Source organism: Bhargavaea cecembensis, from assembly GCF_000826125.2.
Lineage (GTDB): Bacteria > Bacillota > Bacilli > Bacillales_A > Planococcaceae > Bhargavaea > Bhargavaea cecembensis_B.
Genome location: NZ_LN651373.1, coordinates 181,829 through 207,213, shown reverse-complemented (window position 1 = coordinate 207,213; position 25,385 = coordinate 181,829). Strand labels below are relative to the sequence as shown.

Annotated in this window: 19 protein-coding genes and 1 riboswitch; of the genes, 1 reads left to right on the top strand and 18 read right to left on the bottom strand. The window is 58.4% G+C overall.

Features of this window, described 5'->3' with window-relative positions; all coding sequences use genetic code 11:
- Positions 1–363 precede the first annotated feature (363 nt).
- A riboswitch (cobalamin riboswitch) is annotated at positions 364–544 on the bottom strand.
- 127 nt (positions 545–671) lie between these two features.
- From BN1189_RS06745 to BN1189_RS06695, 11 genes are all read right to left on the bottom strand, one after another.
- On the bottom strand, positions 672–2,006 hold the full coding sequence (locus tag BN1189_RS06745; RefSeq protein WP_040226761.1) for an LLM class flavin-dependent oxidoreductase: 1,335 nt from the start codon (positions 2,004–2,006) through the stop codon (positions 672–674).
- Between the two features lie 160 nt (positions 2,007–2,166).
- Positions 2,167–4,119, bottom strand: a complete 1,953-nt coding sequence (locus BN1189_RS06740; RefSeq protein WP_040226759.1) for an ABC transporter permease — start codon at positions 4,117–4,119, stop codon at positions 2,167–2,169.
- Positions 4,106–4,882: an ABC transporter ATP-binding protein gene (locus BN1189_RS06735; protein ID WP_040226758.1), complete on the bottom strand. Its 777-nt coding sequence runs from the start codon at positions 4,880–4,882 to the stop codon at positions 4,106–4,108. The genes BN1189_RS06740 and BN1189_RS06735 overlap by 14 nt, the downstream gene beginning before the upstream one ends.
- Positions 4,883–5,247: 365 nt before the next feature.
- Positions 5,248–5,475 (bottom strand): sulfurtransferase-like selenium metabolism protein YedF, encoded by a 228-nt coding sequence (gene yedF, locus BN1189_RS06730; protein ID WP_040226755.1) that lies wholly within the window; start codon positions 5,473–5,475, stop codon positions 5,248–5,250.
- Positions 5,465–6,673, bottom strand: coding sequence for a selenium metabolism membrane protein YedE/FdhT (gene yedE / locus BN1189_RS06725; RefSeq protein WP_040226753.1), 1,209 nt, complete (start codon positions 6,671–6,673; stop codon positions 5,465–5,467). The genes yedF and yedE overlap by 11 nt, the downstream gene beginning before the upstream one ends.
- A gap of 137 nt (positions 6,674–6,810) precedes the next feature.
- The gene (argH, locus tag BN1189_RS06720; RefSeq protein ID WP_040226752.1) at positions 6,811–8,220 is read right to left on the bottom strand and encodes an argininosuccinate lyase; all 1,410 of its coding nucleotides are present in this window, start codon (positions 8,218–8,220) and stop codon (positions 6,811–6,813) included.
- Positions 8,221–8,247: 27 nt separating this feature from the next.
- Positions 8,248–9,936: an ABC transporter permease gene (locus BN1189_RS06715; RefSeq protein WP_040226751.1), complete on the bottom strand. Its 1,689-nt coding sequence runs from the start codon at positions 9,934–9,936 to the stop codon at positions 8,248–8,250.
- Between the two features lie 74 nt (positions 9,937–10,010).
- A complete protein-coding gene (locus tag BN1189_RS06710; protein ID WP_040226750.1) occupies positions 10,011–11,108 on the bottom strand; it encodes an ABC transporter ATP-binding protein in 1,098 nt (365 codons plus the stop codon).
- Positions 11,109–11,218: 110 nt separating this feature from the next.
- Positions 11,219–12,349 (bottom strand): extracellular solute-binding protein, encoded by a 1,131-nt coding sequence (locus tag BN1189_RS06705; protein WP_257125393.1) that lies wholly within the window; start codon positions 12,347–12,349, stop codon positions 11,219–11,221.
- An 18-nt stretch (positions 12,350–12,367) separates the two neighbouring features.
- Positions 12,368–13,531, bottom strand: a complete 1,164-nt coding sequence (locus BN1189_RS06700) for an ROK family transcriptional regulator (protein ID WP_040226748.1) — start codon at positions 13,529–13,531, stop codon at positions 12,368–12,370.
- Positions 13,532–14,016: 485 nt separating this feature from the next.
- Positions 14,017–16,515, bottom strand: coding sequence for an NEW3 domain-containing protein (locus BN1189_RS06695; RefSeq protein WP_040226747.1), 2,499 nt, complete (start codon positions 16,513–16,515; stop codon positions 14,017–14,019).
- A 592-nt stretch (positions 16,516–17,107) separates the two neighbouring features.
- Between BN1189_RS06695 and glpT the strand changes: the two genes are divergently transcribed.
- Positions 17,108–18,469: a glycerol-3-phosphate transporter gene (glpT, locus tag BN1189_RS06690; protein ID WP_040226746.1), complete on the top strand. Its 1,362-nt coding sequence runs from the start codon at positions 17,108–17,110 to the stop codon at positions 18,467–18,469.
- Positions 18,470–18,709: 240 nt separating this feature from the next.
- Here the strand turns inward: glpT and BN1189_RS06685 are convergent, their stop codons facing one another.
- The 7 genes from BN1189_RS06685 to BN1189_RS06655 form a co-directional block, all read right to left on the bottom strand.
- Positions 18,710–19,735 (bottom strand): sensor histidine kinase, encoded by a 1,026-nt coding sequence (locus BN1189_RS06685; protein ID WP_040226744.1) that lies wholly within the window; start codon positions 19,733–19,735, stop codon positions 18,710–18,712.
- Between the two features lie 339 nt (positions 19,736–20,074).
- Entirely contained in the window at positions 20,075–20,752 is a 678-nt protein-coding gene (locus tag BN1189_RS06680; protein ID WP_040226785.1) for a response regulator transcription factor, read from the bottom strand.
- A 269-nt stretch (positions 20,753–21,021) separates the two neighbouring features.
- Positions 21,022–21,639 carry a PepSY domain-containing protein gene (locus BN1189_RS06675; protein WP_052455692.1) on the bottom strand — a complete coding sequence of 206 codons (618 nt, stop codon included), beginning with the start codon at positions 21,637–21,639 and terminating at the stop codon, positions 21,022–21,024.
- Positions 21,640–21,758: 119 nt separating this feature from the next.
- On the bottom strand, positions 21,759–22,103 hold the full coding sequence (locus BN1189_RS06670; protein WP_040226742.1) for a DUF6176 family protein: 345 nt from the start codon (positions 22,101–22,103) through the stop codon (positions 21,759–21,761).
- A gap of 49 nt (positions 22,104–22,152) precedes the next feature.
- A complete protein-coding gene (locus BN1189_RS06665; RefSeq protein ID WP_052455691.1) occupies positions 22,153–22,974 on the bottom strand; it encodes a PepSY domain-containing protein in 822 nt (273 codons plus the stop codon).
- A 209-nt stretch (positions 22,975–23,183) separates the two neighbouring features.
- Positions 23,184–24,524 carry a sensor histidine kinase gene (locus tag BN1189_RS06660; RefSeq protein ID WP_040226740.1) on the bottom strand — a complete coding sequence of 447 codons (1,341 nt, stop codon included), beginning with the start codon at positions 24,522–24,524 and terminating at the stop codon, positions 23,184–23,186.
- The gene (locus tag BN1189_RS06655; protein WP_040226727.1) at positions 24,521–25,228 is read right to left on the bottom strand and encodes a response regulator transcription factor; all 708 of its coding nucleotides are present in this window, start codon (positions 25,226–25,228) and stop codon (positions 24,521–24,523) included. Before BN1189_RS06655 ends, BN1189_RS06660 begins: the two co-directional genes overlap by 4 nt.
- Positions 25,229–25,385: the final 157 nt, after the last annotated feature.

The following is a 25,385-nucleotide window of genomic DNA, read 5'->3' as shown; positions in this document are numbered from 1 at the left end:
GTGCGGGAATGAGTGGGTGGCTTTTTGCCGACGGGAGCATGCGGCGGGGCGAGTGAGCCGCTTTGGGCCGCGAGTGAGCCGCATTTGTGTTCGAGTAAGCCGCTTTCACTTTCGAGTGAGCCGCTTTGCCTCACGAGTAAGCCGCTTTCACTCCCGAGTGAGCCGCAATCCGGCCCGAGTAAGCCGCTTTTTTCCTGACGCAAAAAACAGAAGCCCCGCTGAAGAAAGACTCTTCGGCGGGGCTTCTGCCACTGCAATGGAACGATGGATTGGAATAGACCGGGGCCTGGAATAAATGGAAGAATAAAAGAAATGAATGGGTCGGCACCCGTTCGCTTCCACTCCTCAACCCCCGAAGAAAGTGTCGCTTCACGACGGCCGGCAGGTCTACTGGCTCACGCATCATCCTTCCGCCGACCTTCCCGCGGCTTGCACCACAGTGGCTTTTTCGGCGGTCGTCCGCGTTCACAGTTGCGGGGACAGCTCCGGCTTCTCCGGATTCCCTATTAAACCGCGATCGGTACCGATCCATCGTACTACTAGATATAGTGTTGTTAACGCTCATATAGCCTAACATATAGTGTTCCAAACATGAATAGGTCGAAAGAGACAGAGATTTGGCGAAAACGGGAAGCCTAAATAAAAGTTCCCGGAATTCCCCGGGAACTCTCTCATTTGACCTGTTCTCTTTCCGCATGCCGGTTTTCTTTAAAAGCGAGTCCCAGATGCCCCCTCAAGGTTTCTTCCTCGTATTCTTCTCTGAACAATCCCCGCTCCACCAGAATCGGCACGACGAGATCAACAAAGTTTTTGAGCAACCCCGGGAGATTGGCGATGAGCATGAAGCCGTCGCACGCCCCGTTCCTCACCCAGCGCTCGATCCGGTCCGCGACCTGCACCGGCGTCCCGATGAACGGGGTTTTCGGAGCGGCTTCCCGCATGGCGGTTTCGCGGAGGGTGAGCCGGTCGGCGGCGGCCATGCGGCGGATCCGTTCGGTGTCGCTCTGGAAGCCGTTGAGTCCGAGGTCGCCGAGGTCCGGGAACGGGGCGTCGGGGTCGTATTGGGTGAAGTCGTGATGATCGAAGTGGCGGCCGAGGTCGGCGAGGGCTTCTTCGAGCGTGACGACGGAGGCGAGTTCATCCTGGATGCGCAGGGCTTCCGCTTCCGTCGTGGCGACGATCGGGCTGATGCCTTGGATGACGAGCAGCCGGTCGGGGCCTCTTCCTTCTTTCGCTGCCCTGGCTTTCATGTCGGCATAGTACTGCCTTGCTTGCCGCTCGTTCCCGTCGATGGCGAACACGACATCGGCTGTTTTTGAAGCGAACGCACGGCCTGCCGGCGATTTTCCTGCCTGGAAGATGACCGGCTGGCCCTGCGGTGAGCGGGCGATGTTGAGGGCGCCTTCGACGGAGAAGAATTCACCGTGGTGCCGGGCCTCGTGCATCTTTCCGAAATCCGCGAACCGTCCGCTCCCCTTGTCGCGGGGAAACGCGTCGTCCTCCCATGTATCCCAAAGTTTCTGAATCACGTCGGTGAATTCCGCCGCCATCCGGTAGCGGGTCCGGTGCTCGGGATGTTCTCCGCGGCGATGCCCGAAATTGAGCGCTGTTCCGCCAAGACCGGTCGTGACGGCGTTCCAGCCGGCCCTGCCGCCGCTGATCATGTCGAGCGACGCCAGCTGGCGGGCTGCGGAATACGGCTCGCTGTAGGTCGATGACAGGGTGGCGACGAGTCCGATCCGGTCCGTCACCGCGGCGAGTGCCGAGAGGACGGTGAGCGGTTCGAACCGGTTAAGGTAATGGGGCGTCGATTCTTCCGTGATATAAAGGGCATCGGCGACGAAGACGAAGTCGAACTTCCCTTTTTCCGAGAGGATCGCCTGTTCCTTGTAAAACCTGAAGTTGACGCTGGCATCGGACGGGATGCCCGGATGGCGCCAGTCCGTCCGGCGCTCCCCCGCCCCGTGGATCATCGTCCCGAGCACAAGCCGTTTCTCGTTGTTCATCTTTTCCGCCTCCATTGATTGATACAGACAATATGCCACGAATCAACACAACTGTAAAGACACTTGACGAGAAATTTGTCGTTTCATGTGAAACTTTTTTCGTTTTATTTCCCGGGAAATGTCGAACGCGCCCTTCCCTTGTCGGAAAAGGCGCGCTCTTTTAAAGTGCTTCATTTACCGTTTTCCGGTAATAGCCGACGGTGAGGACGGCGAACACCAGGTAGATGAGCGAGTAGACGATCATCGCGATGGCGACCGGAATCCGGATGTCGCCGGATGTGAAGAAGATGGAGACGGACTTGATGGCGAAGATTGAATGGACAATCCCCATGGCGAGCGGGATGCCGAACACGAAGGCCTGCTTGCGCCGGATGCCCTTCATGATTTCGCTCGTTTGGAATCCGAGCTGGCGGAGGGTCGTGTAGCTCCGCTTTTCCTGTTCGGCTTCGCTCATCTGCTTGAAATACAGAATGCTGCCGGTCGAGGCAAGGAAGGCGAGTCCGAGGAACCCGGTGATGAAAATCAGGATTCCGCTGTAAGACAGGGCGTCCCGGTAAGACAGATAGTAATCGAGCCTCGGATTGCTTGGATTTATCTCCTGATACAGCTTGGAAGCTTCCTTGAGATCGTCTTTGTCTTTGAGATTAAATCCGACGACAGTATGCAAAGACTCGGGCAGAGCCGCCTCTTTCAATTGCCTATACTGTTCATGATCGACGACAAACTCGGTGGTGACGCCCTCATAGCCGCTCGTCACCTGGCGATCCCCCATCTCGCTCACCCGGAAAGTTTCTTTGAGGTCGCCGGCAGCCAGCGTCGCATCAAACGGGAAGGACTTGTCCGTCAGGATCCAGGAAAGGCCGGAATCATGCATGACGGCTTCATCTTTGGCCGGAACTTCGGTCTCGAGTCCGGATGCATTCAACTGATCCCAGTCGAACACGAGCACATCCACTGTACGGCCTTCGAGATTCAGGATTTCTGGAAAATGCTTGCCGTTGAACATGCCGATCGTGTGGACGTAGGTAATCGCCTGTTCATCGTACAAGATGCCGGCATCGTCCAGTGACCGTGCGAATTGGCCGGCCAGTTCTTCCGGCATCGGCTCGTTCGCCTCTTCCCTTTCCGTGAACATGAAATCATGCGGTGTCCCGACACGGACCTCCTGTCCGGTCGAGTAATAGATCGAAAAGGCAAATCCTGACATGGCCAGCGTCATCGCGGAAAGCGTGGTGATGACGGTGAGCGACTTCGCATTCGCCCGCATGCGGTGCATGAGCGGAGCAACCGACAAGGCGCCCTCCAGGCCGATCTGACCTCTGCGGCTCCGCCGGTACAGCGTGAGGATCCAGCCGATCGTCACGCGGAATACGAGATACGTGCCGACGATGACAAGCGCCAGAACCATCAGCATGTTCAAAAGCAAAAAGGCGTTCATCATATGCTCAGAATTGGCGAACCAGTAGCCGAATACGATCATCCCAAGACCCAGGATTCCCAGGATCGCCGAGCGGACCGGCTTCGGCTGCTTCGGATGCTCGTCCCTTTTATCTTCGTTGAACAGATCGATAAGCTTCGAACGCCGGACTTTGATGAACATCCGGACGGAAGTCACGAGGATCAGCACGGCGAACAGGATCGCCGTCTGGCTGAACGCGGCACCGCTGAACGACAGGCTGACCGTCCCTTCGTACCCGATCAGCTTCATGAGCAGCAGCAGGAACAGACGCGACACGAGAAGTCCCGCACCGATGCCGATGATGAACGCGCCGGCTCCGAGGAGCACGTTTTCGATGATCAGCATCCGGGACACCGTGCGTTTCGTGAGTCCGACGAGCTGATACAGCCCGATTTCGCGGCTGCGTCTCGTCAGGAACAGGTCATTGGCATAAGTGACAAAAATGAGCAGGATGGCGAATAAAAGCACCGTGGCCGCCTGGAAGCCGGATGTCATTTTCGCTGACAGATCCGTTTCTCCGGACACCGCTCCGTCAAACTGCAGCGTCGAAAAGATGAAGAACAGCGTCACGCCGAAGATCAGCGCAAAGAAATACAAGTAGTAGTGCTTGATGTTCTTGCGCATCGAGCGGATGACGAGATCAACGAGCGTCAACGCGGTCACCCCCGAGAACGGCCTGGACATTCAGGATTTCCTGGAAGAACGCCTGGCGTGTCTTGTCGCCGCGGTACAACTCGGAGTAAAGCGCACCGTCCTTCAGGAAGACGACCCGGCTGCAGTAGCTGGACGCGACCGGATCGTGCGTGACCATCATGATCGTGACGCCGCGCTTTTGGTTGATGTCTTCGAGCGTGCCGAGCAGCGAGCCGGCCGACTTGGAATCAAGGGCGCCGGTCGGTTCATCGGCGAACACCATCGACGGCTCGTTGATGAGCGCACGCGCGGCGGATGTCCGCTGCTTTTGTCCGCCGGATATTTCATGCGGATATTTGTCGGCGTGATCCGTGATGCCGAGAATGCCGGCGATGTCCCGGAATTGCGCTTCGGCCGCCTTTTTCGACAGGCCGCCGAGCGAAGCCGGCAAGAGGATGTTCTCCTTCACGGTGAGCGTGTCGAGCAGATTGTAGTCCTGGAAGATGAAGCCGAGCTTGTCGCGGCGGAATGTGGACAGCTGGGCGTCCTTCATCTTGGACGTTTCCTGTCCGTCGATCCGAATCGCGCCGGATGTCGGCCGGTCGATCGTGGCGAGCACGTTGAGGAGCGTCGTCTTCCCCGCACCCGACGGACCCATGATGCCGACAAACTCCCCTTCCTTCACCCGCAGGTCGATCCTTTTGAGGACTTCCTGGGCGTTTTGCTTGGAGCCGAACGACTTTCGGACTTGGTGCGCTTCAAGAATATATCGGTCTTGCGGCATGTTGATTTCCTCCCGGTCGGCGGGTGCGCGGTGCGGCACCGCCCGATTTGTTGTCTTTATCATACCGCGGCTGGCCGGCCCGGTCGTTTGATTGGTGTGACAAACCGGTCGCCCAATGTGACGATTTCGTAAGGTTCGTCCACAATCGAGGAATCAGCCGGCTCGCGGAATCCGCCCGCTCATCCCCCGATTGTGGACGAACAGCCCCGTTTTGTGGATGAATCCGCCGTTCGTACCCTTATCCACATGTGGATAAACACCGGGCGGCTGTGCCGCGGGACGTGCATTCACCCCGTCCGGCGATTCCCCGCACTTCTTCCCCCGCCCATAAAAAAAGAGACGCACCAAGGCGTCCCTTTTCTCCATCAGGCTTCAATATAAAACAAGTATTCCTGCCCATTTTTCTCCGGATCTTTCGTAAGCCGGTAGCCGTGCGAGACGACTTCTTCCGGGACGTTGCGGAACGAGCCGGGGCAGTCGGTGATGACTTGCAGGAGCTGGCCGGGCTGCATGTCCTTCAGGGCGTCGAGTGTGTAGATGACCGGGTACGGGCAGGATTCGCCGCGCAGGTCGAGTGTGAAGTCAGCTGACAAGTTTCTTTTCCTCCCTTTTCACCGTCATGCGGTAGCGTTTGTGTTTGGCCCAGTAGTCGACGAACACCCAGCAGGCGGCGAGCATCGTGAGCGTGGCGATGATCGCCCAGACCGGACCGATCGTAGCCACGAGGTTGACTTTCTCCCCGCTCGCCACGAGCAGTTCGTACACGCCGAGGTGGTCCCAGGCGTAGGCGAGCAGCGTGACGCCGATGATGTTGCCGGCGAAGACGACGAGGTAGAGAACCTGGCCTTCCATGAGGCGGTACATCATGCCGGTTTCGCAGCTGCTCGCAAGCACGATGCCGAGCCCGAACAGGAAGCCGCCGACGAATGTGCCCGGCGAAGCGATCTGGGTGATCGGCTCCATGCCGTACACGGCGATCACGAAGATCGTAAACACCGACGAGACGGCCATCGCGAGGATGATCGCCTTGCCCATGAGGCTGCGGCCGGTGAGCCACAGGTCACGGAACGCCGAGGTGAAACAGATCTGTCCGCGCTCGATCAAGATGCCGAACAAGGCGCCGAATATGGCGGCCGTGCCGAGCAGGGGCTTGCCGGTGGCGAAGAAGACAATGATGAGCACGCTGTACGCGAGGGCCACGAGGCCGCCGACATACGGCTGGATGACCCGCTTTTCCCTCGTTTTGGTGACGGCCGACCCTTTCGTGAGGGCCGGCTTCCCTTTCCACCATTTCGTTTTCGTGATCTGGGCGCCGAGGTACGTGCCGAATCCGGTGGCGACGATGAAGATCCACGAGTGGATCGAGAACTGCGGCACGCCGGTGAAGAAGGCGGCGAGGTTGCAGCCCATGGCGAGCCGGGCGCCAAAGCCGGCGATGATGCCGCCGATCAGTCCTTGGAAGAGCCGGCGTTTCTGCTTCGGCACACGGATTTTGAAGCTGTTCGAGAGCAGCACGGTGATGAGCGCGCCGATGAACATGCCCCAGACAATCCAGCCGTCCGACCGGGAGAATGACGACCCCTGCATGTGAACGAGGCCGAAGTAGGCCCAGTCCGACGTGTCGACGCCGAAGAAGTTCAGGATGTGGCCGCCGAGCCGGGTGAATTCGCCGGTCACCGCCCAGACCGTGCCGGTCAGGCCGAAGTAGAGCGCGCTGAGCACGCCGGCCGCAATGAGTGCGGTGTACGGGTTCCAGTAGCGCCCGAACAGCCGGGTATATAATGATTTCATTGAAACGAGGACTCCTTTGGAAGACGGTCTTCAGATCCGCATCTTCCATATACAACCGTTGATTATATCCCCGAGAAGCCCGGCCGTCAAGATGCCGAAAGGACCGAAAGCCCCATCCGGCCGCCGGTCCCTTTCTCTCATGAACTTTTCTCTTGCCTGCGGCGGATCATCTCCCGCACGACGTCCGGGTTCGGTCCGCCGGTGACGCTTCTGCGCTCGACGAATGCCATCGGGTCGACGATCGCCTTCCAGTCTTCGGGCGAGAGCTTGACATCGCCGAGCCAGTCGTTGATCGTTTCGATCGGGATTTCGTACAGCTCTTGTTCATGGCGGTCCGCTTCCTGTGCGATGATGCTCGCCTTGTGGTGCGCCTTTCGGAACGACACGCCGTATTCCCTTGCGAGGACGTCCGCGAGTTCGGTGATCGTGATCATGTTTTCGCGGGCCTGCTGACGGGCGCGGCCGACATTGAATGTGAATGTCGTGACGACCGCCGTCATGAGGCGGAGCACCCGGTTCGCCTTTTCGAATCCGGCGTACAGATGCGGCTGGAGGTCATCTTCGGTATCGTTGATGTCGCCGTACGGCGTGTTGTGGATCATATGGATGACGGCGAGCCCTTCCGAGGCGGCGCTGGACGCGAGCGCGCGGGAGTGTTCCATCGACACCGGGTTGCGTTTTTGCGGCATGATGCTCGAGATCTGGACGTAGGCGTCCGATACCCGGAGCAGGCCGACTTCCTTGGACGCCATCCGGAGGAATTCCTGGATCCAGCGGCCCATATTCGTCATGAGGCTGATCAGGCTCTGCGCCGATTCGATGAGGTAATCGCCCGTTCCGATCGCGTCGTACGAGTTCTCGATCATCCCTTCGAATCCGAGCAGCTCGACCATCCGCTCCCGGCTGATCGGGAAGCCGGTAGTCGTGATCGCCGCGGCGCCCATCGGGGATTGGTTCACCGTATGGCGCGCGCGCTTCAGCCGCTCGATGTCGCGCGTCAGGTTGTCATAGATCGCGGCGAGGTAATGGCCGAACGTCGTCGGCTGGGCCGGCTGCGTATGCGTGTGTGCCGGCATGACCGTCTCCGTATGTTCCGCCGCCTGGTCGAGGATCACACCGGCGAGACGTTCCGCGTTGTCGATCGTTTCCGCCAAGTATTGCCGGATGACGATCCGGTACATCGCCTCGCCCATGTCGTTCCGGCTTTTTGCGATGTGCATCTTCCCCGCGAGCTCGTCGCCGATCAGTTCGCCGATCTTCGACTCGACGAGGAAGAACAGGTCCTCGTGCTCGGCCGTGTAGGAAAGCAGCGCACGGTCGATCTGCCCGACCCGGCGGATGGCCTCCTGGATTTTACCGGCCTCCGAATCTTCCAGGATGCCCTGCTCGGCCAGCATCCGGGTATGCGCCGCGTGCACTTCGAACATGGCGTCGAACAGATAATCCCGCTGCTCGTCGAACACGGGACGCAGCAGCACGTCCACATACGTTTTCCCCGGGAACGAATCCCCGTCCGTCAGAATGAATTCCTTCTTCCAAACGCTCAATTGATAGGCACCTCATTTTAAATGTAGTTAACCGAGTGACTTCTCGGCCTTGACGCCGAGGAACCGGCTGGAGATGAACATGACGATTGCGATCAGCCCGACCTGGATCATTCCGTAGGCCGCGGCCTGCCCGATGTTGAACATGCGCAGCTGGTTCATGATCTCGATGGAAATCGGCCGGTTGCCGATCGTGTACAGCAGGACCGACGTCGGGAATTCCCCGACCGCTTGGACGAATGCAAGCAGTGTCCCGCTCAGGACGCCCGGCAGGATGATCGGGATGACGATCTTCCGGAATGTGTAGAACCACTTCGCGCCGAGGTTCTGCGCCGCTTCTTCGATGGAGTCATCCAGCTGCTCGAGCACCGCGTTCGTCGAGCGGACGACGAGCGGCAGGAAGCGGACGAAGTAGGCGAGCGGCAGGATCCAGAACGTCCCGACGAGGATCTTGCCGAACGAGAACGGGTTCGGCGAGTTGAACGCCAGGATGAGGTTCATCCCGACGACGGTCGCCGGAAGCGCCCACGGGATCATGACGAGAATGTCGAGCAGGTTTTTCCCGATGAACTTCCGCTTGACGAGCGCGTACGACGTGAAGATCCCGAAGATGAACACGCCGAGACAGGCGATGAACGCCATGATGAGACTGTTGCGCACCGGCTCCCAGATATACGGGGTGTTGAACAGCAGCGTGTAGTTCTCGAAGTTGAATGCGGTCGGATAAGTCTGCCATGTCCACGTTCCTTCGGGGACGAGCGACAGGATCAGCAGCGTCGCATGCGGCAGGAGCAGGATGATCATCGCCACGATGCCGAGCGTGACCATCGTCCACTTCAGCAGCGGATTGCTCACTTCACTGCGGTGGGCGCCGATCCCTTTGGAGGCCATCCGGTAATCTTTTCGCGCCTCATACCAGCGCATGAACAAGAGGAACGAGATCGACACGATCGACAGAATGACCGACTGGGTGGCCGCCATTTCCAGGTCGCCGTTGATCTTTGAGAAATAGACCTGAAGGCTCAGCACCCGGAACCCGCCCGCAAGGAGGAACGGCGCACTGAAGCTCGCCATCGACACCATGAAGACGAGCAGCGAGGCGGCGACGATTCCCGGCGTCAGCAGCGGGAACGTCACTTGCCAGAACACCTTGAACCGGTTCGCGCCAAGGTTGGACCCCGCTTCCTCAAGCGATGGGTCGAGATTGCCGAGCGCCGATGATGTTGTCATATAGAAGTACGGATACATCGTATACGCATGGACGATCAGGATTCCGGAAATCCCGCCGATCTTGAACGGGACGTCCGACAGGTTCAGCAAGTCCTTGATCGCGTTCGGCACGAGGCCCGCTTCTCCGTAGAGGAACATGAACGCCATGACGCCGACGAGCGAAGGCAGGACGATCGGCATGATCGCGATGTTCGAGAAGAACCGCCGCCCCGGGAATTCATACCGGTTGAAAATATAGGCGAGCGGAATGCCGATCAAAGCGCTGAACAAGACCGACAGAAGGGAAATCCAGACCGAATTCCAGAGCGCCTGCAGGTTCGCCTTCGCCTTCGTGCCGAAGAAGTCTTCGTAGTTTTGGAAGGAGAATGCCCCGTTATGGAGGAAACTTTCGTACGCGGTCCTCAGCGTCGGATAGAGAACGTAGCCGACGAGGATGAGGACGACCGGGATCAGGAGCAGGAACGTTTTGCGTTTTTCCGCGTTCAGCACAGCTTATCCCGCCTTTCCCGTTCGGTTTTCGGCCCGGTTGCGGACAGGCGGCGTTGATTTTGATTTCTCATGGGTCACACCCCCGCTTTCGGCACGATCCGGATCTGATCCTCGGGCAGGCGGACGAACACTTCCGCCCCTTCCCTCAAATACGTGCTCGGGCCCTGGTTGAGCGCGGTCGCGACGAGCGTCAGGCGTTCATTCATTTCTACATAGGTATGTACCGCCGCTCCCGTGAACTGGACCAATTTCACCGTGCCCGGATAAACATTCGGGCCGCCGGGCCGCACGCCGGAGACTTCGACGGCTTCAGGGCGGATCGACATGCGCAGCTCGTCGGACTCCCCGTACCGGGCGATGTTCAGAGGCGCATCGTTCACGCGGATCTCCTCTTCCAGCGCATCGGGCCGGAACACCCGCACCCCGTCTTCCGTCCGCACCGCGGTGACCGGCAGCAGGTTCGTCTCGCCGATGAATTCGGCGACAAAGTCGTTCACCGGCTCGTTGTAGATCTCTGTCGGCGTCCCGACCTGCTGGCACTTCCCGAAATTGAAGACCGCAATCCGGTCGCTCATCGTCAGCGCCTCGACCTGGTCGTGCGTGACGTAGATCGTCGTGATTTTATATTCCCGCTGGAGGCGGAGGATCTCGGCGCGCATTTCATCGCGCAGCCGGGCATCGAGGTTGCTGAGCGGTTCGTCGAGCAACAGGATGTCCGGCTCGATGACGATCGCGCGTGCGAGCGCCACCCGCTGTTGCTGGCCGCCGGACAACTGGCTCACCTGACGCTCGGCGTATTGATCGAGCCGGACTTTCTTCAGCACGTCTTCCACGCGTTTCTTCGTCTCCGCTTTGTTCATTTTCCGGACTTTGAGCCCGAACGCGACGTTTTCGAAGACGGTCATATGCGGGAACAGTGCGTAGTTCTGGAAGACCATGCCGGTGTTCCGTTTTTCCGGCGGGACGGTCGTCATGTCCCGGTCGTTGAATTTCACGACTCCCTTCGTCGGGTAATAAAACCCGGCGACCATCCGGAGCGTGGTCGTCTTCCCGCAGCCGCTCGGCCCGAGGAATGTGAAGAATTCGCCTTCCTTGATGAGCAGCTCCAGGTCTTCCACTGCCTTGACGGTGCCGAACTGCTTCGTGATGGCTGATAAATGAACGATGGACACTTCTGTTCACGTCCTTTCCTATAAAAACAGTGGACTACCGCCGGCACTGCGCCTGCGATAGTCCGTTGTCAAAGATTGATCGTTCATACGGAGGTCATGCGGTCTGCAGGTTACTCTCCCTTTTCTTTTTCGCCGCTCTTGATGTGGTTGTCCCAGTAGTCCATCCACTCGTCGGATTTCTCCTGGAACAGCGTCCAGTCGATGTCCATCGGCTTGATGTCTTCTTCCGCTTCGGTGATCCATTCCGGGAGATCCGTCACATCGTCGCGTGTCGGGATGCGGTAATATTTTTCAGCGAGGAGCTTGGCCGCTTCCGGCGTGTTGACGAATTCGTAGAACGCTTCCGCCGCTTTCGGGTGCGGGGCATCCTTGATGATGGCGATTCCTTCCGTCAAGACCGGCGTGCCGCTCTTCGGAAGCACGTAGCCGAACGGGTAACCCTTCTCTTCCGCCAGCATGACGGTGTCCGGCATGTTCCAGACGGTCACCGTGCCGACGCCCTTCGCGAGCTGGTTGTACATGAGCTCCGGGTTGGCCGAGTATTCCTTCGTGTTCTGGTCGAGCTTCTTGAGCCACTCGTAGCCTTCCTCGGTGTCTTCCGTGTCTTTGTAAGTGCGGTAGATCATCGCGGAATAAATCGTGCGCATCGTTCCGGACGCGAGCGGGTAGCGGATGATGAGCTCATCCTGCCACTTCGGGTCGATGAGGTCGTCCCAGTCCTGCGGTGCGTCTTCTTCGGAAATTTCCTTGTTGTTGTACATGATGACTTCAGGGGTCATCGACGTGCCGCTCCACATCCAGTCTGCGTCATGGTACATGTCATCGAGCGCATCGGCATAGGACGGCTTGTATTCGGCAAGCAGGCCTTCATCCTTCGCCTGGTCGAAGTTCACCTGCGGCGCGCCCCACCAGACGTCCGCCTGGGTGTTGTTTTTCTCGGAGCGGACCCGGTCCAGGATCTCCTGGGAGCCCATGTCGAGGAACTCCATCTTGATGCCGTATTCGTCCTCGAACTGCTGTTTGAAGTCCCCGAGGATGTCGCTGCCGTGCGGCGAATAAATGACGACTTTGTCTTCGAGTTCATCGGCGGCCGGCTTGTCCGCCGAGTCCCCGCCCGTGTCTTTCCCTTTGTCTTCTTCCGCGGCGCCGTCTCCGCCCGAACCGGCCATGCAGCCGGCCAGTGCGAGTGCGAACAGCGCGGTCAGAACGAGCAGCCAGCTTTTCTTAAACCGTTTTCCCAAGATCATTACCCCTCTCTTTTAAATGTTGTACAATCCTTTATGCTCTTTGAGCAACAGTGCAACCGCACCGATGATGCCCGCTTCCTTGCCGAATGCAGTTTGGACGATCTCGCATTCTTTCGGCGCATACTGCTCCACGTAATCCGAAACGATCGGATGGATGACATCGAACGACTGCGACAGACCACCCCCTAAAATGATCAGTTCGGGATCGAGGAGCGACACGTAGTTCGCGACCGCAATGCCGAGGTGACCGATGGCCGCACCGATCGTTTCCGCCGCTTCGGGGTCCCCCGACCGGTACAGGCTGAATGCCTCCTCGGCGGACACCGGGCGGCCGAGCCGCTTTGACAGCGACCGTCCGACCGACGTGCCGCCGGCGATGCTCTCGAGGAATCCATATCCTTCAAAGGAAGGTTCGTACGAGCCGGCGAGATCGCGGTCCGTCACCGTGTAGCCGATCTCGCCGGCGCTGTAATGGCTGCCGCGGAACAACTGCCCGTTGAGGATGATCCCGCTGCCGATCCCCGTGCCGATCGCGATGTAGATCAGATTGCGCCTGTCCCGGCCGCGGCCTTTCCAGTGTTCGCCAAGCACGCCGATGTTCACGTCATTGTCCACGTACACCGGATAAGGGAACACTTCCCGGAGCCGATCGCGGACCGGGAAGTCGCGCCATTTCAGTGCCGGCGCCTCTTCGACGATCCCCGTCTCGACGTTCGTCACGCCCGGCACGCCCGCTCCGATTCCGATGATCCGGTCGTCCTGGATGGCTCGCTCTTTCTTCATCTCGTCGACTTTGCCGCGGATCGTTTCGAACAGGTCGCGGTCCAGGTGCTCCTGCGTTGGGAATGTCCGGTAACACTCCAGTTCCCCGTCGAGATCCGTGATGCCGACCGCCACTTTCGTCCCGCCGATATCGATGCCGATGCAATGCGCATTTTTCGGGTTGAACTTCAAGTTGACCGGCTTCCGCCCGCCGCTCGCCGATGCCTCGCCGCTTCCCGTCTCGACGATCCAGCCTTCCTCGATCAGACCGGAGACGGCCGCCGAAACGGTCGGCTTCGAGAGGGACAGCTTCCGGGCGATCTCCGTCCTCGTCGTGCATCCCGACTCCTTTACGCACTGCAGCACTTGCCGCGCATTGCGGTTTCTGTTCCGTTCTTCATTCTGACTCTGCATGAAATTGCCCCTACCTTCTGCCGGTCAATCCGCAGACCTTGTTCAGTGCTTGCCGGGTTTCCCGTTTCCGGCTTCCCCTCCCATCTTGCGGGTGCTTCTTGTGTTAGTTTGTTAGATTTACTTACCAACTATCTGAGAATAGTGTAGAGGATTCAGATAATAATGTAAAGCGCTTTCAGATTAATTTTTCAATATTCCGCCCGAATAAAACCCGGCCGCGGATTTTTCTGCGGCCGGGTCGATGAATTAGAGAGGCGGCGAGTGTTCGCGCATGGGGAGTGTCATCGCAGGGCACGTGAGTGTTAGCAGAGAGGCCTCGAGTGTCATCGGAGCGAATGTGGCTGCGCTCCTCCCTCACATTCACGCAAGTTGACACTCGTCCGCTGAACGTTCATACCCGCTTCGCGAAAGTTGACACCTAACCTGCCAAAATTGACACTCGTCGCCCTAAAGTTGACACTCGCCCCGATGGTCTCCATGAAGAGTTACCGCTCCGCCCCGTAGCTGATGAGGTTGGCGAAGATGCGGTAGCCACCCGGAACTTGTGCGGCGATCTGCCTGTAGAACACGAGGTTCGTATAAAGGTAGGTCCCTTCCCCGTATTCGGCCATGAGGATGCCGCTCGTGAACGGATCCTCTCCCGGATCGGCCATCGAGACGAATGTCTCATAGCGGTCGTCCCATTCCATCGGGAAGTACAGGCCGCGCTCCTGCACCCAGCCGGCCCAGTCGCCGGCGGTGATGTTGTTCGGATAATTGAACAGCGGATGGTCCGGCTTCGTCATCGTCACTTCCGCATTTTCGTCCGTCACGCGCCAGCGGATGGACGGGGTGCCGATCTTCAGCCGGTACGGCGGCGTCAGGTCTGCATCCCACGGGTCTGCGGCCGTCACGTATTGCATGACGAAGTGGCCGCCGTTTTTCACGTATTCCTTGATTCGGTCGTTGTTCTCCAGAAGATCCGGCCTGCCGAGCGTCGCGCGGATCCCCGTCACGATCGTGTCGTATTGCGAGAGATCCGCGGACGCGAGGTCCTCTTCCGTCAGCTTCGTCATATTGAACCCGGCATTTGTGAACGAGTCGGCGATCTGGTCGAAGCCGCTGTCGATGTAGCCGACTTTCAGACCGTCCGGCTTCAGCAGCTCAAACGCCACTCCGTTGATTTCGGACGGATACAGATAGTAGGAATCGTTGATATGTTCATATTTGATCTCCTGGACGGTCGTGTTGTAGGCGTGGCCGTCCATCTCGGCGACCGCCTCGACCGTGAAGTCGCCTTCCTCGACGGCTGCAGGCGGGATCAACGTGAAGGCGGCCGTCTTTTCTTCGAACCGTTCTCCGAAACCGAGTTCAGCCATTTCCGGATCGCTCGTCCATCCGTCCGGCAGGTTCAGGGAGACCGAAGCACTGCCTGCCCCGTCCCGGTAGTTTTTCACGTTCACGCGGACCGGAATCTCATCCTGGACATCCGCCGCGTTGACGGTGATGTTCACCGGGTCCGGCGTCACGCTCAGCTCCGGCAGCACGCTGACCGTATTGTCCAGATCAAGGACGCTCTCCGTCTCCACGCCTTTTTCCGTGAACATCAGCTCCGCCCGGATGGCGGGATCGCCGTAGGGCCGGAAATATTCCGCATTGTCCGGGACGGTCACCCGGAACTTGGCCGTCTTCGATTCACCCGGCTTCAGGTGCTTGAGCCGGACGGTTCCTTCATGCTTCCAGTCCGGGTCGGTCAGGAGCGCCGCTTCGACGTGGTTGATTTTCTCCGCGCCTTTATTCGTCACGGTCACCGTGACTTCGGTTTTCTCGCCCGGCGTCAGCACATACGAACCGATTTCGATATCCGTCTCAAGACCGGAAGACGTCAGGCTGACCGCCCGCAGCTGTTCTTCTTTCAGCTCGAGCTTGTGGCGCAGGTCGTTTTTTACCGCGCTGTCCAGTTTTGACTTCCCAACGTGCTTCAGCAGCTTCTCCACGTCACCGAGCGCTTTCTGGGATTCGGGCAGAATCGCGGTCCGGTCCGGGTACAGATCAATGATCCGGTTCAGCCGGTTCTGCAGGTCTGCGAGTTTCTTGCCGAGCCCTTTGTCGGAAACGGACTTCGCCCACCCTTTGAAGTCGTACGGAACTCCCGCGAACAGATCCGCGGATTCCGATGTCACTGCGGATTTGGCGAGCTGGAGATGGGTCTGCCGCGGCTCGACCGGAACGTCGCGTCCCATCCCCTGGCTTTTATGCAAGTAACGGGATGCTTCGCCGAGCTGCGGATAGCTCATCTTGTAAATCGGATCATAGTCCCCGATTTCGATGGACACCGTGGCGTCATCGGCCGAAACCGGCAGATAGAGCTTCTTGATCTGCCACGGCTCGAGGCCTTCCTTCAGCTGTTCGGGGAAGACCGACGGATCCGCTGCATCTTCGAACGCCCGCATCGTGAGGACGTTGATCGCACGGTGGTGGCCGTGCTGGCTGTCCACGTCGAGGAACGACGGCATGACGACATCCGGCCGGTACGTCCGGATGAACTCGATCATCCGCGAATACGTCACGTCCTCGTCCCACTTTTGGAGCGTTTCTTCAGGAGATTTGGAGAACCCGAAATCATAGATCGGATCCGATGTCGTTTCGCTGAGATGATACGCCTTCACGCCGTTGACTTTGGCGGCTTCGATCATTTCATTCGAACGGATGATCCCAAGACCGTTCCCGAGCTCGCCGCCGATCGCGTTCTGCCCGCCCTCTCCCCTATTGGCGATCAGGCTCGCAGTCTTCACGCCCAGACCCCGCGACAAATAAGCGAGAAAATCACTCCGCTCATCATCCGGATGGGCCCCCGTATTCAAAAACGTGACCGTCGTGCCGAGCGGCTTCACGACATTCCACAGTTCCTTATCCAGCTCCTTGGCTCCTTCCGCAAAAATGGCATGCGGAAGGACGGACAGGATGAGGAGCACGGACAAAATCCCATACCAAAACCTCTTCAATCGACTCTCTCCTTTCGGGATTTGATTTCAAGAGGCAGTTTGGTTAGTAATCCTTACTAACTAACTATCCCTAAAACGGCCTCTCGTTACCCCAAGCCTATACCGGTTGATTGAATTATGTAAATATTCCAAAGTAATCATTTGCAGAGCGTCCGCCGGGCATTTGGGCGCGGGGAGAAAGTCAGGGGGAAGAGTCAGGAAGCTCCTTCAAGGCTCCTCCCTGATCAAATAGAACTGAGGCATATGGCTTACGTTTGTATTGACTGTGCTTCGTCGGTATACCCCCTCTTTCGAATCCCGAATGGCGACTCCCCCGGTTCTTTATCAGATGAGATTGACAGCCCAGGTATGAACGTTTAAAATAGTGAAACAAGTTAAGTATGGTGGAGATTTGGAGATCCGACTAATGAATGCTGTCCCTGTTGCATCCAGGATGGCGACTTTAGTCCGGATCTTTTTGTTTTGTCCAACGCTCTAACGAGAAAGCATCAATGCGTCTGCATAAGCATTAAAAAGATCAATAGCAGCTATAAAAGAACGGCTTGGATGGGACTCCCTCTTACTTAACTAAGACATAAATAGGGAGGATCAAATGTTAAAGTTATTTAAACCTGCGCCCGCAGTAGAAAGACTGCCGGATGAAAAGGTAGACTCGGAATACAAGAAGTTACGGCTGCAGGTGTTCATTGGAATCTTCATCGGTTATGCAGCTTACTACCTGATCCGAAAGAACTTTTCACTAGCGATGCCATACTTGCAGGAGCAAGGTTTTTCAAAGGGCGAGCTGGGCCTCGCATTGTCAGCCATTTCAATTGCTTATGGTATCAGCAAGTTTGTCATGGGAACCGTTTCAGATCGAAGTAATGCAAGGGTTTTCCTTACAGTCGGACTGATCTTATCAGCGATCATCAACTTGTTGATGGGGTTTGTACCCTTCTTTACATCTACGGTTGCAATTATGTTTGTGATGCTATTCCTGAACGGATGGGTCCAGGGAATGGGCTGGCCGCCGTCCGGCCGCGTTCTCGTCCACTGGTTCAGCGTGAGCGAGCGGGGAAGTAAAACAGCCATCTGGAACGTGGCCCACAACGTCGGCGGAGGCCTCATGGCACCATTGGCGATCGCCGGTGTTTCCATTGCCGGCACCTATTTCGGATCTCGTTTCATTGGATACGAAGGCGTCTTCATCCTTCCCGCGCTTGTCGCCATTTTAGTTGCGGTCGGAGCTTACGTCCTCATCCGGGATACTCCGCAGTCTGTCGGGCTGCCGCCTATTGAAGAGTATCGGAATGACTATCCGAACAAATCGAAAAAGACATATGAGAAAGAATTTACGACAAAAGAAATTCTCTTCAAGTACGTGTTGAACAACAAGTGGGTATGGGCAATTGCCATCGCCAACATCTTCGTTTACTTTGTACGCTACGGTGTACTGGACTGGGCTCCTGTGTATTTAAGTGAAGAAAAAGGCTTCAACATGAACGAGACCGGCATTGCATACTTTTTATATGAATGGGCGGGAATACCCGGCACTCTTCTTGCCGGATGGATTTCCGATAAAGTCTTTAAAGGTCGTCGTGGACCGGCGGGGGTAGTCTTCATGCTGGGTGTTCTCGTCGCCGTTCTCGTTTATTGGTTCAACCCGGCAGGAAATCCGTTGATTGACAACATTGCATTGATTGCAATCGGCTTTCTGATCTACGGACCAGTGATGCTGGTTGGACTGCAGGCATTGGACTTTGTGCCGAAAAAAGCGGCTGGAACTGCTGCCGGTCTGACCGGCTTGTTCGGTTATCTCGGCGGCTCCGTGGCAGCAAATGCGGTCTTGGGCTACGTTGTGGAAGCCAGCGGCTGGAATGCCGGATTTATGCTTATTGCAATTTCCTGTGTGCTGGCAGTCATCCTGTTCGCCTTCACCTGGAACGTCCGGGGGCAGGAAGTAGTCAAGGGCTGACAGATCCTGTTTGAAAAGAGGCTGGAATAGCCGATTCATCCAAAAGAAAAAAATGACGTCCGGTTTCTGCTGGCGCTAACGCCGATACGGAGACCGGTGCTGCGTGCAAACACAACAGCGAACCGCTCTCCCGGCTTTCCCGAGAAGTCATTTTCATTCATTTGCTTTTAAATATTTCAAGGGGCATCCTGCATTTTCTGGGACTGCCCCTTTTTTAAAACGATTATATGGATAATTTCCTCAACTTTTTAATATCTCATCGAATTCATTCTCCCGGGCAAATCTCAAGAACACCGCAGTGCCCCCGCCCTCCTCTGACAGGATGCCGAATGCGATGCCGATCCGGCTGCCGACGGTGTCCGCGAGATACAGGCCGAGACCGGTCGCCGCGTTGTGGATCCGGCCGGCGCCGCCCGTGAAGCCTTTCTCGAAAATGCGGGGAAGGTCATGGGCCGGGATGCCCGGTCCCTCATCCTCGATCCGGATGAATGCATGGCCGTCTTCATCACGGCCGGTCCCGATGCGGATCTGGCCGCCTGCAGGGCTGTACTTCACCGCGTTCGTGAGAATCTGGCGGACGACAAACCGCGCCCACTTCACGTCGGTCCGGATTTGTGCGTCCTCTCCTTCGATTTCCACGGCGAGATCCTTCTCCATGCACCAGGCCGCCAGTTCCCGGACTTCCGGTGCGACGAGCGACCGGACGCCCGCCGTCTCCGGAAGGAAATCCGACGCAAGCGACGGCATCCGGGACATGTACAGCTGCCGGTCGATCAGCAAATGAAGCCGCAGCCACTCCGCCGAGAGCGCCCGCATCGCCGGCTCTTTCCGGTGCTCATCGAGAATCAGCTTCATCGCCGTCAGCGGCGTCTTCACCTCATGCACCCACGACGCCGTGTAATCCGCTTCCAGCATTTGCGCCTCCTTCACGGCGGCGAGCTCGCGGCGATGCGCCCGGGATATCTCCACGAGCTGATCGGTCAGGAGCCCGTCCAAGCCGGGCGCCCCGGAAGGCAGCAAATCCTCCCAATCCCCGAGCGGCTCCCCGGAAAGCCGGCGGACCTCCCGCAGCAGCCGCGTCTCCCGCAGGAACCGCCAAATCAGAAAGAGCGCGAACAGGGCGACGAGCAGCATATTGAAATAAACGACCGACGCCAGCTCCGCCGGAATGCCGCTGTCGAGGAAAATGACGAGATCCGCGAGCAGCAGCGCGGCGAGAAAGAACAGGATCCAGGGGAAACGGGATGTCAGGTAGGGAATCAGCATGGGAAGGCCTCCTTTCCGTGGGGCGTTTTGGGTTGGCGTCGGGGTGGAGTCGGGCGAGTGAGCCGCTTTTGGACGCGAGTAAGCCGCTTCTCACCGCGAGTGAGCCGCATTTCGTCGCGAGTAAGCCGCTTTCGGGTGCGAGCAAGCCGCAATTCACCGTGAGTGAGCCGCTTTCGGGTACAGGCAAGCTGCCTGTCTGTACGAGTGGTTACCTTTTTGGCGTGAGTGGGTAGCTTTTCCTTGCGAGTCGGTAGCAATCCGGGCCGAGTGGATGGCAATTCAACTCGAGTGGGTGGCAATCCCTCACGAGTCGGTAGCAATCCGCCGCGCACGCCGCGGCTACTCCGAGACCGCCATGTAGCCCATGCCCTTCTTCGTCACAATCGCATCGCCAAGCCCGATTTCCCCGAGTTTCGCACGCAGTCGGTTGATGTTCACCGTCAGCGTATTGTCGTTCACGAACCGCTCGTCGTCCCACAGGCGGCGGATGAGCTCGTCGCGCGAGACGATTTCGTTCTTCGATTCCACGAGGACGGCGAGGATGAAAAACTCATTTTTGGTGAGCTCGATCTCGGTGCCGCCGGAGCGGATGGCGCCGCGTTTCAAGTCCAGAACGGCTCCGCTCCATTCCACGACATCCGGCTTTTCTTCCCCGTAGGAGTACGTCCGGCGGAGGATCGCCTGGATTTTGGCGAGCAGCACGTCGGCGTTGAACGGCTTCTGGATGAAATCGTCCGCGCCCATGTTCATCGCCATCACCTGGTCCATCGGGTGGTCGCGAGACGACAGGAACACGATCGGCACGTTCGACACCGCGCGGATCTCCCGGCACCAGTGAAACCCGTCGAATGCCGGCAGCCCGATATCGAGGATCACGAGATGCGGCTGCGCCTCCGCGAACGCCGCCATCACCTCGCGGAAATCCGGAGGCCCGGCCACCCGCAGCCCCCACTGTCCGAGCTTCTCCTCCACCGACCGGAAAATCGACACATCATCCTCCACCAGAAACACCGTCATCTCCACATCCGCCGCCCCCTTTTCCCCTTAGTTTAACGGACCGGCAAAAAAAATTCTCCGAAAGATGATTAGATTTCGGACAGCCGGGTAACATAACAGCAACCCCACTTCTCTATTTCCCCCTTTTAGAGAATGCAGGTATTTGGCCCACGGCATTTCGCCGAGGGCCCTTTTTGATTTCAGGGAAGAAAATCCGCGGATTCTTCGCCCGGATGCGACCCGCCGGAATTGAAAAAGCTCCGCGGATGCGGAGCTTATTTCATAAAGACTCAGTCGTCCTCTTCCTTTTCAAATTCCACGATGTTCCCGGTGCGCGCATCGATGTCGATGTCGTATTCGAACATGCCGTCGTGGAGTTCCATCTCGTAGACCGGGTAGCGGTCGTCATCGTCAAGTTCGATTTCGATCACGCGTGCGTTCTCGCTGGCTTTGCCGAGGGCGATGTTGGTCGCTTCTTCCTGTGTGATCAGGTTGGCGACCGGGGCTTCACCTTCATTGAAATGATGGTTGTGTTCCTCATGACTGTCGTAGTCATCGTCCCAATCATCCTGGCCCCCGTCGTCATCCCACTCCAGCTTCAGCACTTCGCCGGTGATGGCGTCGATGTCGATGTCGGCTTCGCCTTGATCCATGAGCAGTTCGATTTCGTACATCCGGTCGCCGCGGTCGAATTCGAGCTCGCGGATGTCCCCGCCGCCCGCTGCCTCGATCGCGATGTCCTTGGCTTCGTCGGCGGAAATCCAGTCGGCGGCTGTCTGCATGACTTTTGACTGCGCCGTATCGACGAGCGTCAGTTCTCCCGGCTCCCCGTTGTTCGCCGCGAACGCCACGCCGCCGATGGCAAGCGCGCCCGCCGCAACCGGTACCGCGATCCATCTCTTCCTCATTTGAATCTCCTCCTGATCGGTGTTGATTCTACTATATCCGGCTGAGGTGAGACGGTGGTGAGGGGAAGGTTAGAAATTGATGAGAGGGACGAAAAAGGAGCGCCGGATGCGCCCCTTCCTTACTTCATCGCTCCCCGGATCTTCTCCGGAATCATGACGACTTCGGTTCTCAAGTCGACCGGCCTAAAGTCGGGGTCAATGCAGGCGTCCCAGTACTCCAGGTGTTTCTTGTCGATCCAGTGGTCGGATTGTTCCACTTCCTGGCCCCCTTCTCCTTGAACGGAGTACCAGTACAAATATTCGTCCCCATTCAGCTCTTCGCGGAAGATTGTCTCCACCCACATTTTCTCCCCCTCAAGCGTGATGAGCACGTCGCTCATATGCTCATTCAGGAATCGGAGCCATTCGTCGACGACCGACGACTTGCCTGGCTTCACCCGGAATCTCGTCAGTTCCACGTTCATGATTGATTTCCCCCTAATCAAGAGGGACGCCCCCGCGCCCCTTCTTCAGTCAGTCATCCCACAGCACGGACATCACGCGGCCGGTGATGGCGTGGATTTGGACTTCGGCGTCCATGTCGCCGGCTTCGATTTCGACGATGTAGTAGCCGCCGTCGTCGGATTCTTCGTAGTCGACGTCATCGAGTTCGCCGCGGACTTCGCGGAGTGCGATGACAGCGGCTTCGTTTTCGGTGAGCCGGACGGTTTTGGCGGGCTGGCTGTTGCTGTTTTGATTGCCGCGGTTGCCCGTCTGGCCGCCTGGATTGCCGGCGTTCTGATTCTGGTTCTGCTTGCTTTGATTTTGGTTCGTGTCCGGTTTTGGCGCGGCCGGCTTTTCGGCGGCTGCCGGTTCTTCCGCCTGTTCGGCCGGCGCTTTGTCGGTGACTTCTTCGTTCATGATGTCGCCGGTGGATGCGTCGATCTCCACATCCGTAATATGCGTGTCCTTCTCTACTTTGCCGGAATAAATGCCGTCTTTCAATGTGAGCCCGGCCGGTTCGGCGCCGTAGCGTTCCGCGAGCTTCGCTTTGATGTCTCCTTCGGGGATCAATTCGGTGTCCCCGGTTTTTTCCAGCGAAATGATGGCACCGCCGTCGGAGTCGACGATGGCGAGGAATTCGCCGTCGATGCGCGACAGCTGAACCCGGTAGACATTGCCGTCCTGCTGGATGTCCTTCACCTCGCCGCCGTACATGCTGATGATCTTCTGCTCAACGTCTTCCGCTGCGAGCGCTTCTTCCCCGCCGCGAAATGCGGTGAGCGCCACGATGATGAGAATGATGGCGGCGGCTGCTCCTAGCCCCGCCGGCAGCAACCATTTCGGTTTCGCCATGCCGATCTCCTCCTTCTTACCATCCATGATACAGGGGGAAGATTAGAAATTGCTGAGTGCCGGGAAGGACGGGGCCGCCGAATGTTAAGCAAACCGGACTGAATGTTAAGAAAGGGCTCCCGAATGTTAAGCAAACCGCGCTGAATGTTAAGAAAGCGAGCCTGAATGTTAAGAAAGCGACTCGGCCCGCACGCGGAAGGCTGCACCCGTCACGCACCTTCCCGCTCCTTCGGCAAGTCCACGCGGAAGACGGTGCCCATGCCGACGACGCTTTCGACGGTGAGGTCCGCGCCGAGTCCGATTGAAATTTCTTTCGCCAGGGCGAGGCCGAGGCCGGTGCCGCCGGTTTTCCGGTTGCGGTCGGTGCCGACGCGGTAAAACCGGTCGAACAGATGCGGCCGTGCTTCTTCCGGGATGCCGGGGCCATAGTCGGCGACGGAGATGCACGCGCGCCCGGCCCCGTCGTCGAGCGTCACTTTCACCGGTCCGTCGCTGTATTTGCGGGCGTTGTCCAGCAGGATGAACAGCAGCTGCTTCAGCTTTTCGGGGTCCGTCTCGGCGAGCACATGCTCCGGCCCTTCCACGGCAAACTCCCGGCCGTACGCCTGCCGCATCGGCCGGACGGCTTCCTCGGCGAGCACTCGCACGTCGGCCTGCTCGAATTTATACAAGTCCGGCTTGTCCGATCGCGCAAGGTCGAGCAGCTGCTGGGTGAGCATTTTCATGCGGACCGCTTCGCCGAGCATTGTCTCAACCGCTTCATTCGCCACCGCCTCGTCACCGAAACCGCGGCGCTTAAGTAGGCGCGCGTAGCTTTCGAGGACGGTGATCGGCGTTTTTAATTCGTGGGAGGCGTCGGAGACGAAGCGTTCCTGCTTTTCGTAGTTGCGGCCGAGCCGCTCCATCATGTCGTTGTAGGCGAGCGTCATTTCGTACAGTTCGTCCCGGCCGTCCGGCTCGTCGATCTTTTCGTATGTCGCGCCTTCGCGATTGGCGCGCATCGTCCGGGTGAGCCGGCCGATCGGCTGGGTGACGATCCGGCCGAGCGCGACGCTCGAGGCGAACACCGGGATCATCGCCGCTGCCGTGATGCCGATCAGGATCCAGCGCAGCGTCGACAGATTGTGTACGATGTCTCCCGACAGCTGCGTGACGTGGATCGCCGCGACGCCGCCCGCCCGGTCAATATAAGGAAGCGATACGGTGAGCGCTTTTGTTCCGTCGACTTTTGTGATCGTGTACGGCTTGTCGGGATCTGTCTCCGGCTTGAATTTCTTGAGCTGGCTGACCGAAGCCTTTTTCTCGTCGGCTCCGGTCACCCAGACCGCCCCGCTCGGCGGCATATACGCCAAGATGACACTCTTGGAGTCATCTGTCGGATCCAGCTTGTGCAACGCGACCGCCAGCTCCTCCCCCCGCGCCAGCAGCTGTTCCGCCTGCCGGTCGTACGTCATATGCGCAAACAGGAAATAAACACCCGTGCTCACGAGCGCCAGGATGATGAACATGAGCAGCGTCGTGAACACGTGGATCCGGGTCTTCAGCTTCATTTCGCGCTTTCCTTCATGACGTAGCCGACGCCGCGCACCGTGTGAATGAGCCCGTCGCCGATTTTCTTGCGCACGTACCGGACGTATACATCGACGACGTTCGTGTCGCCGTAATAGTCAAATCCCCAAACCGCATCGAGCAACTGCGCACGCTCGAACACCTGGTTCGGGTACTTGAGGAAATGCAGCAGCAAGTCAAACTCCCGCGGCGTCAGCTCGATCTCCCGGCCATCGCGCATGACCTCGCGGGTATGCTCATCAAGCGTCACCCCGCCGAACGAATGGACGTGATCCGGCTGCCCGTTGCCGCCGGCCGCCGCGCCGTTTCCGGACAGCGCCTTCGCCGTCCGCAGCACCGCGCGGATCCGGGCGAGCAGCTCCTCGATCTCGAATGGCTTCGTCACATAATCATTCGCCCCGAGATCGAGCCCCGCCACCTTATCCTCCACATCGTTCTTCGCCGTCAGCAAAATGACCGGCGCCGCCGGATCCGTCGCCCGGATGCGCCGCAGCACATCGAGCCCCGACAGCCCCGGCAGCATGAGATCGAGCAGCACGAGATCCCATCCGCCCTCGCGGAACCGGATGAGCCCCTCATCCCCCGCATGCGCGACGCCGGCCTCATACCCCTCGAACTCGAGTTCGAGCTGCAGCACCCGCGCAATATTCTCCTCATCTTCCACGATCAAAATCCGTTCAGCCATATCGTCCGTACCTCCTCGTTCCTTCTATTCTACTACGCCCGCGGCCGGCGGGTCATCCCGGGCCGTGAGGGCTTTTTGGGAAGACGGGCCGCGGATCGGCTTATCGGGATGGGCTGCGTAGGGCGGGGCGTTCGGTGGTAGACTGAGAGTATCAAGG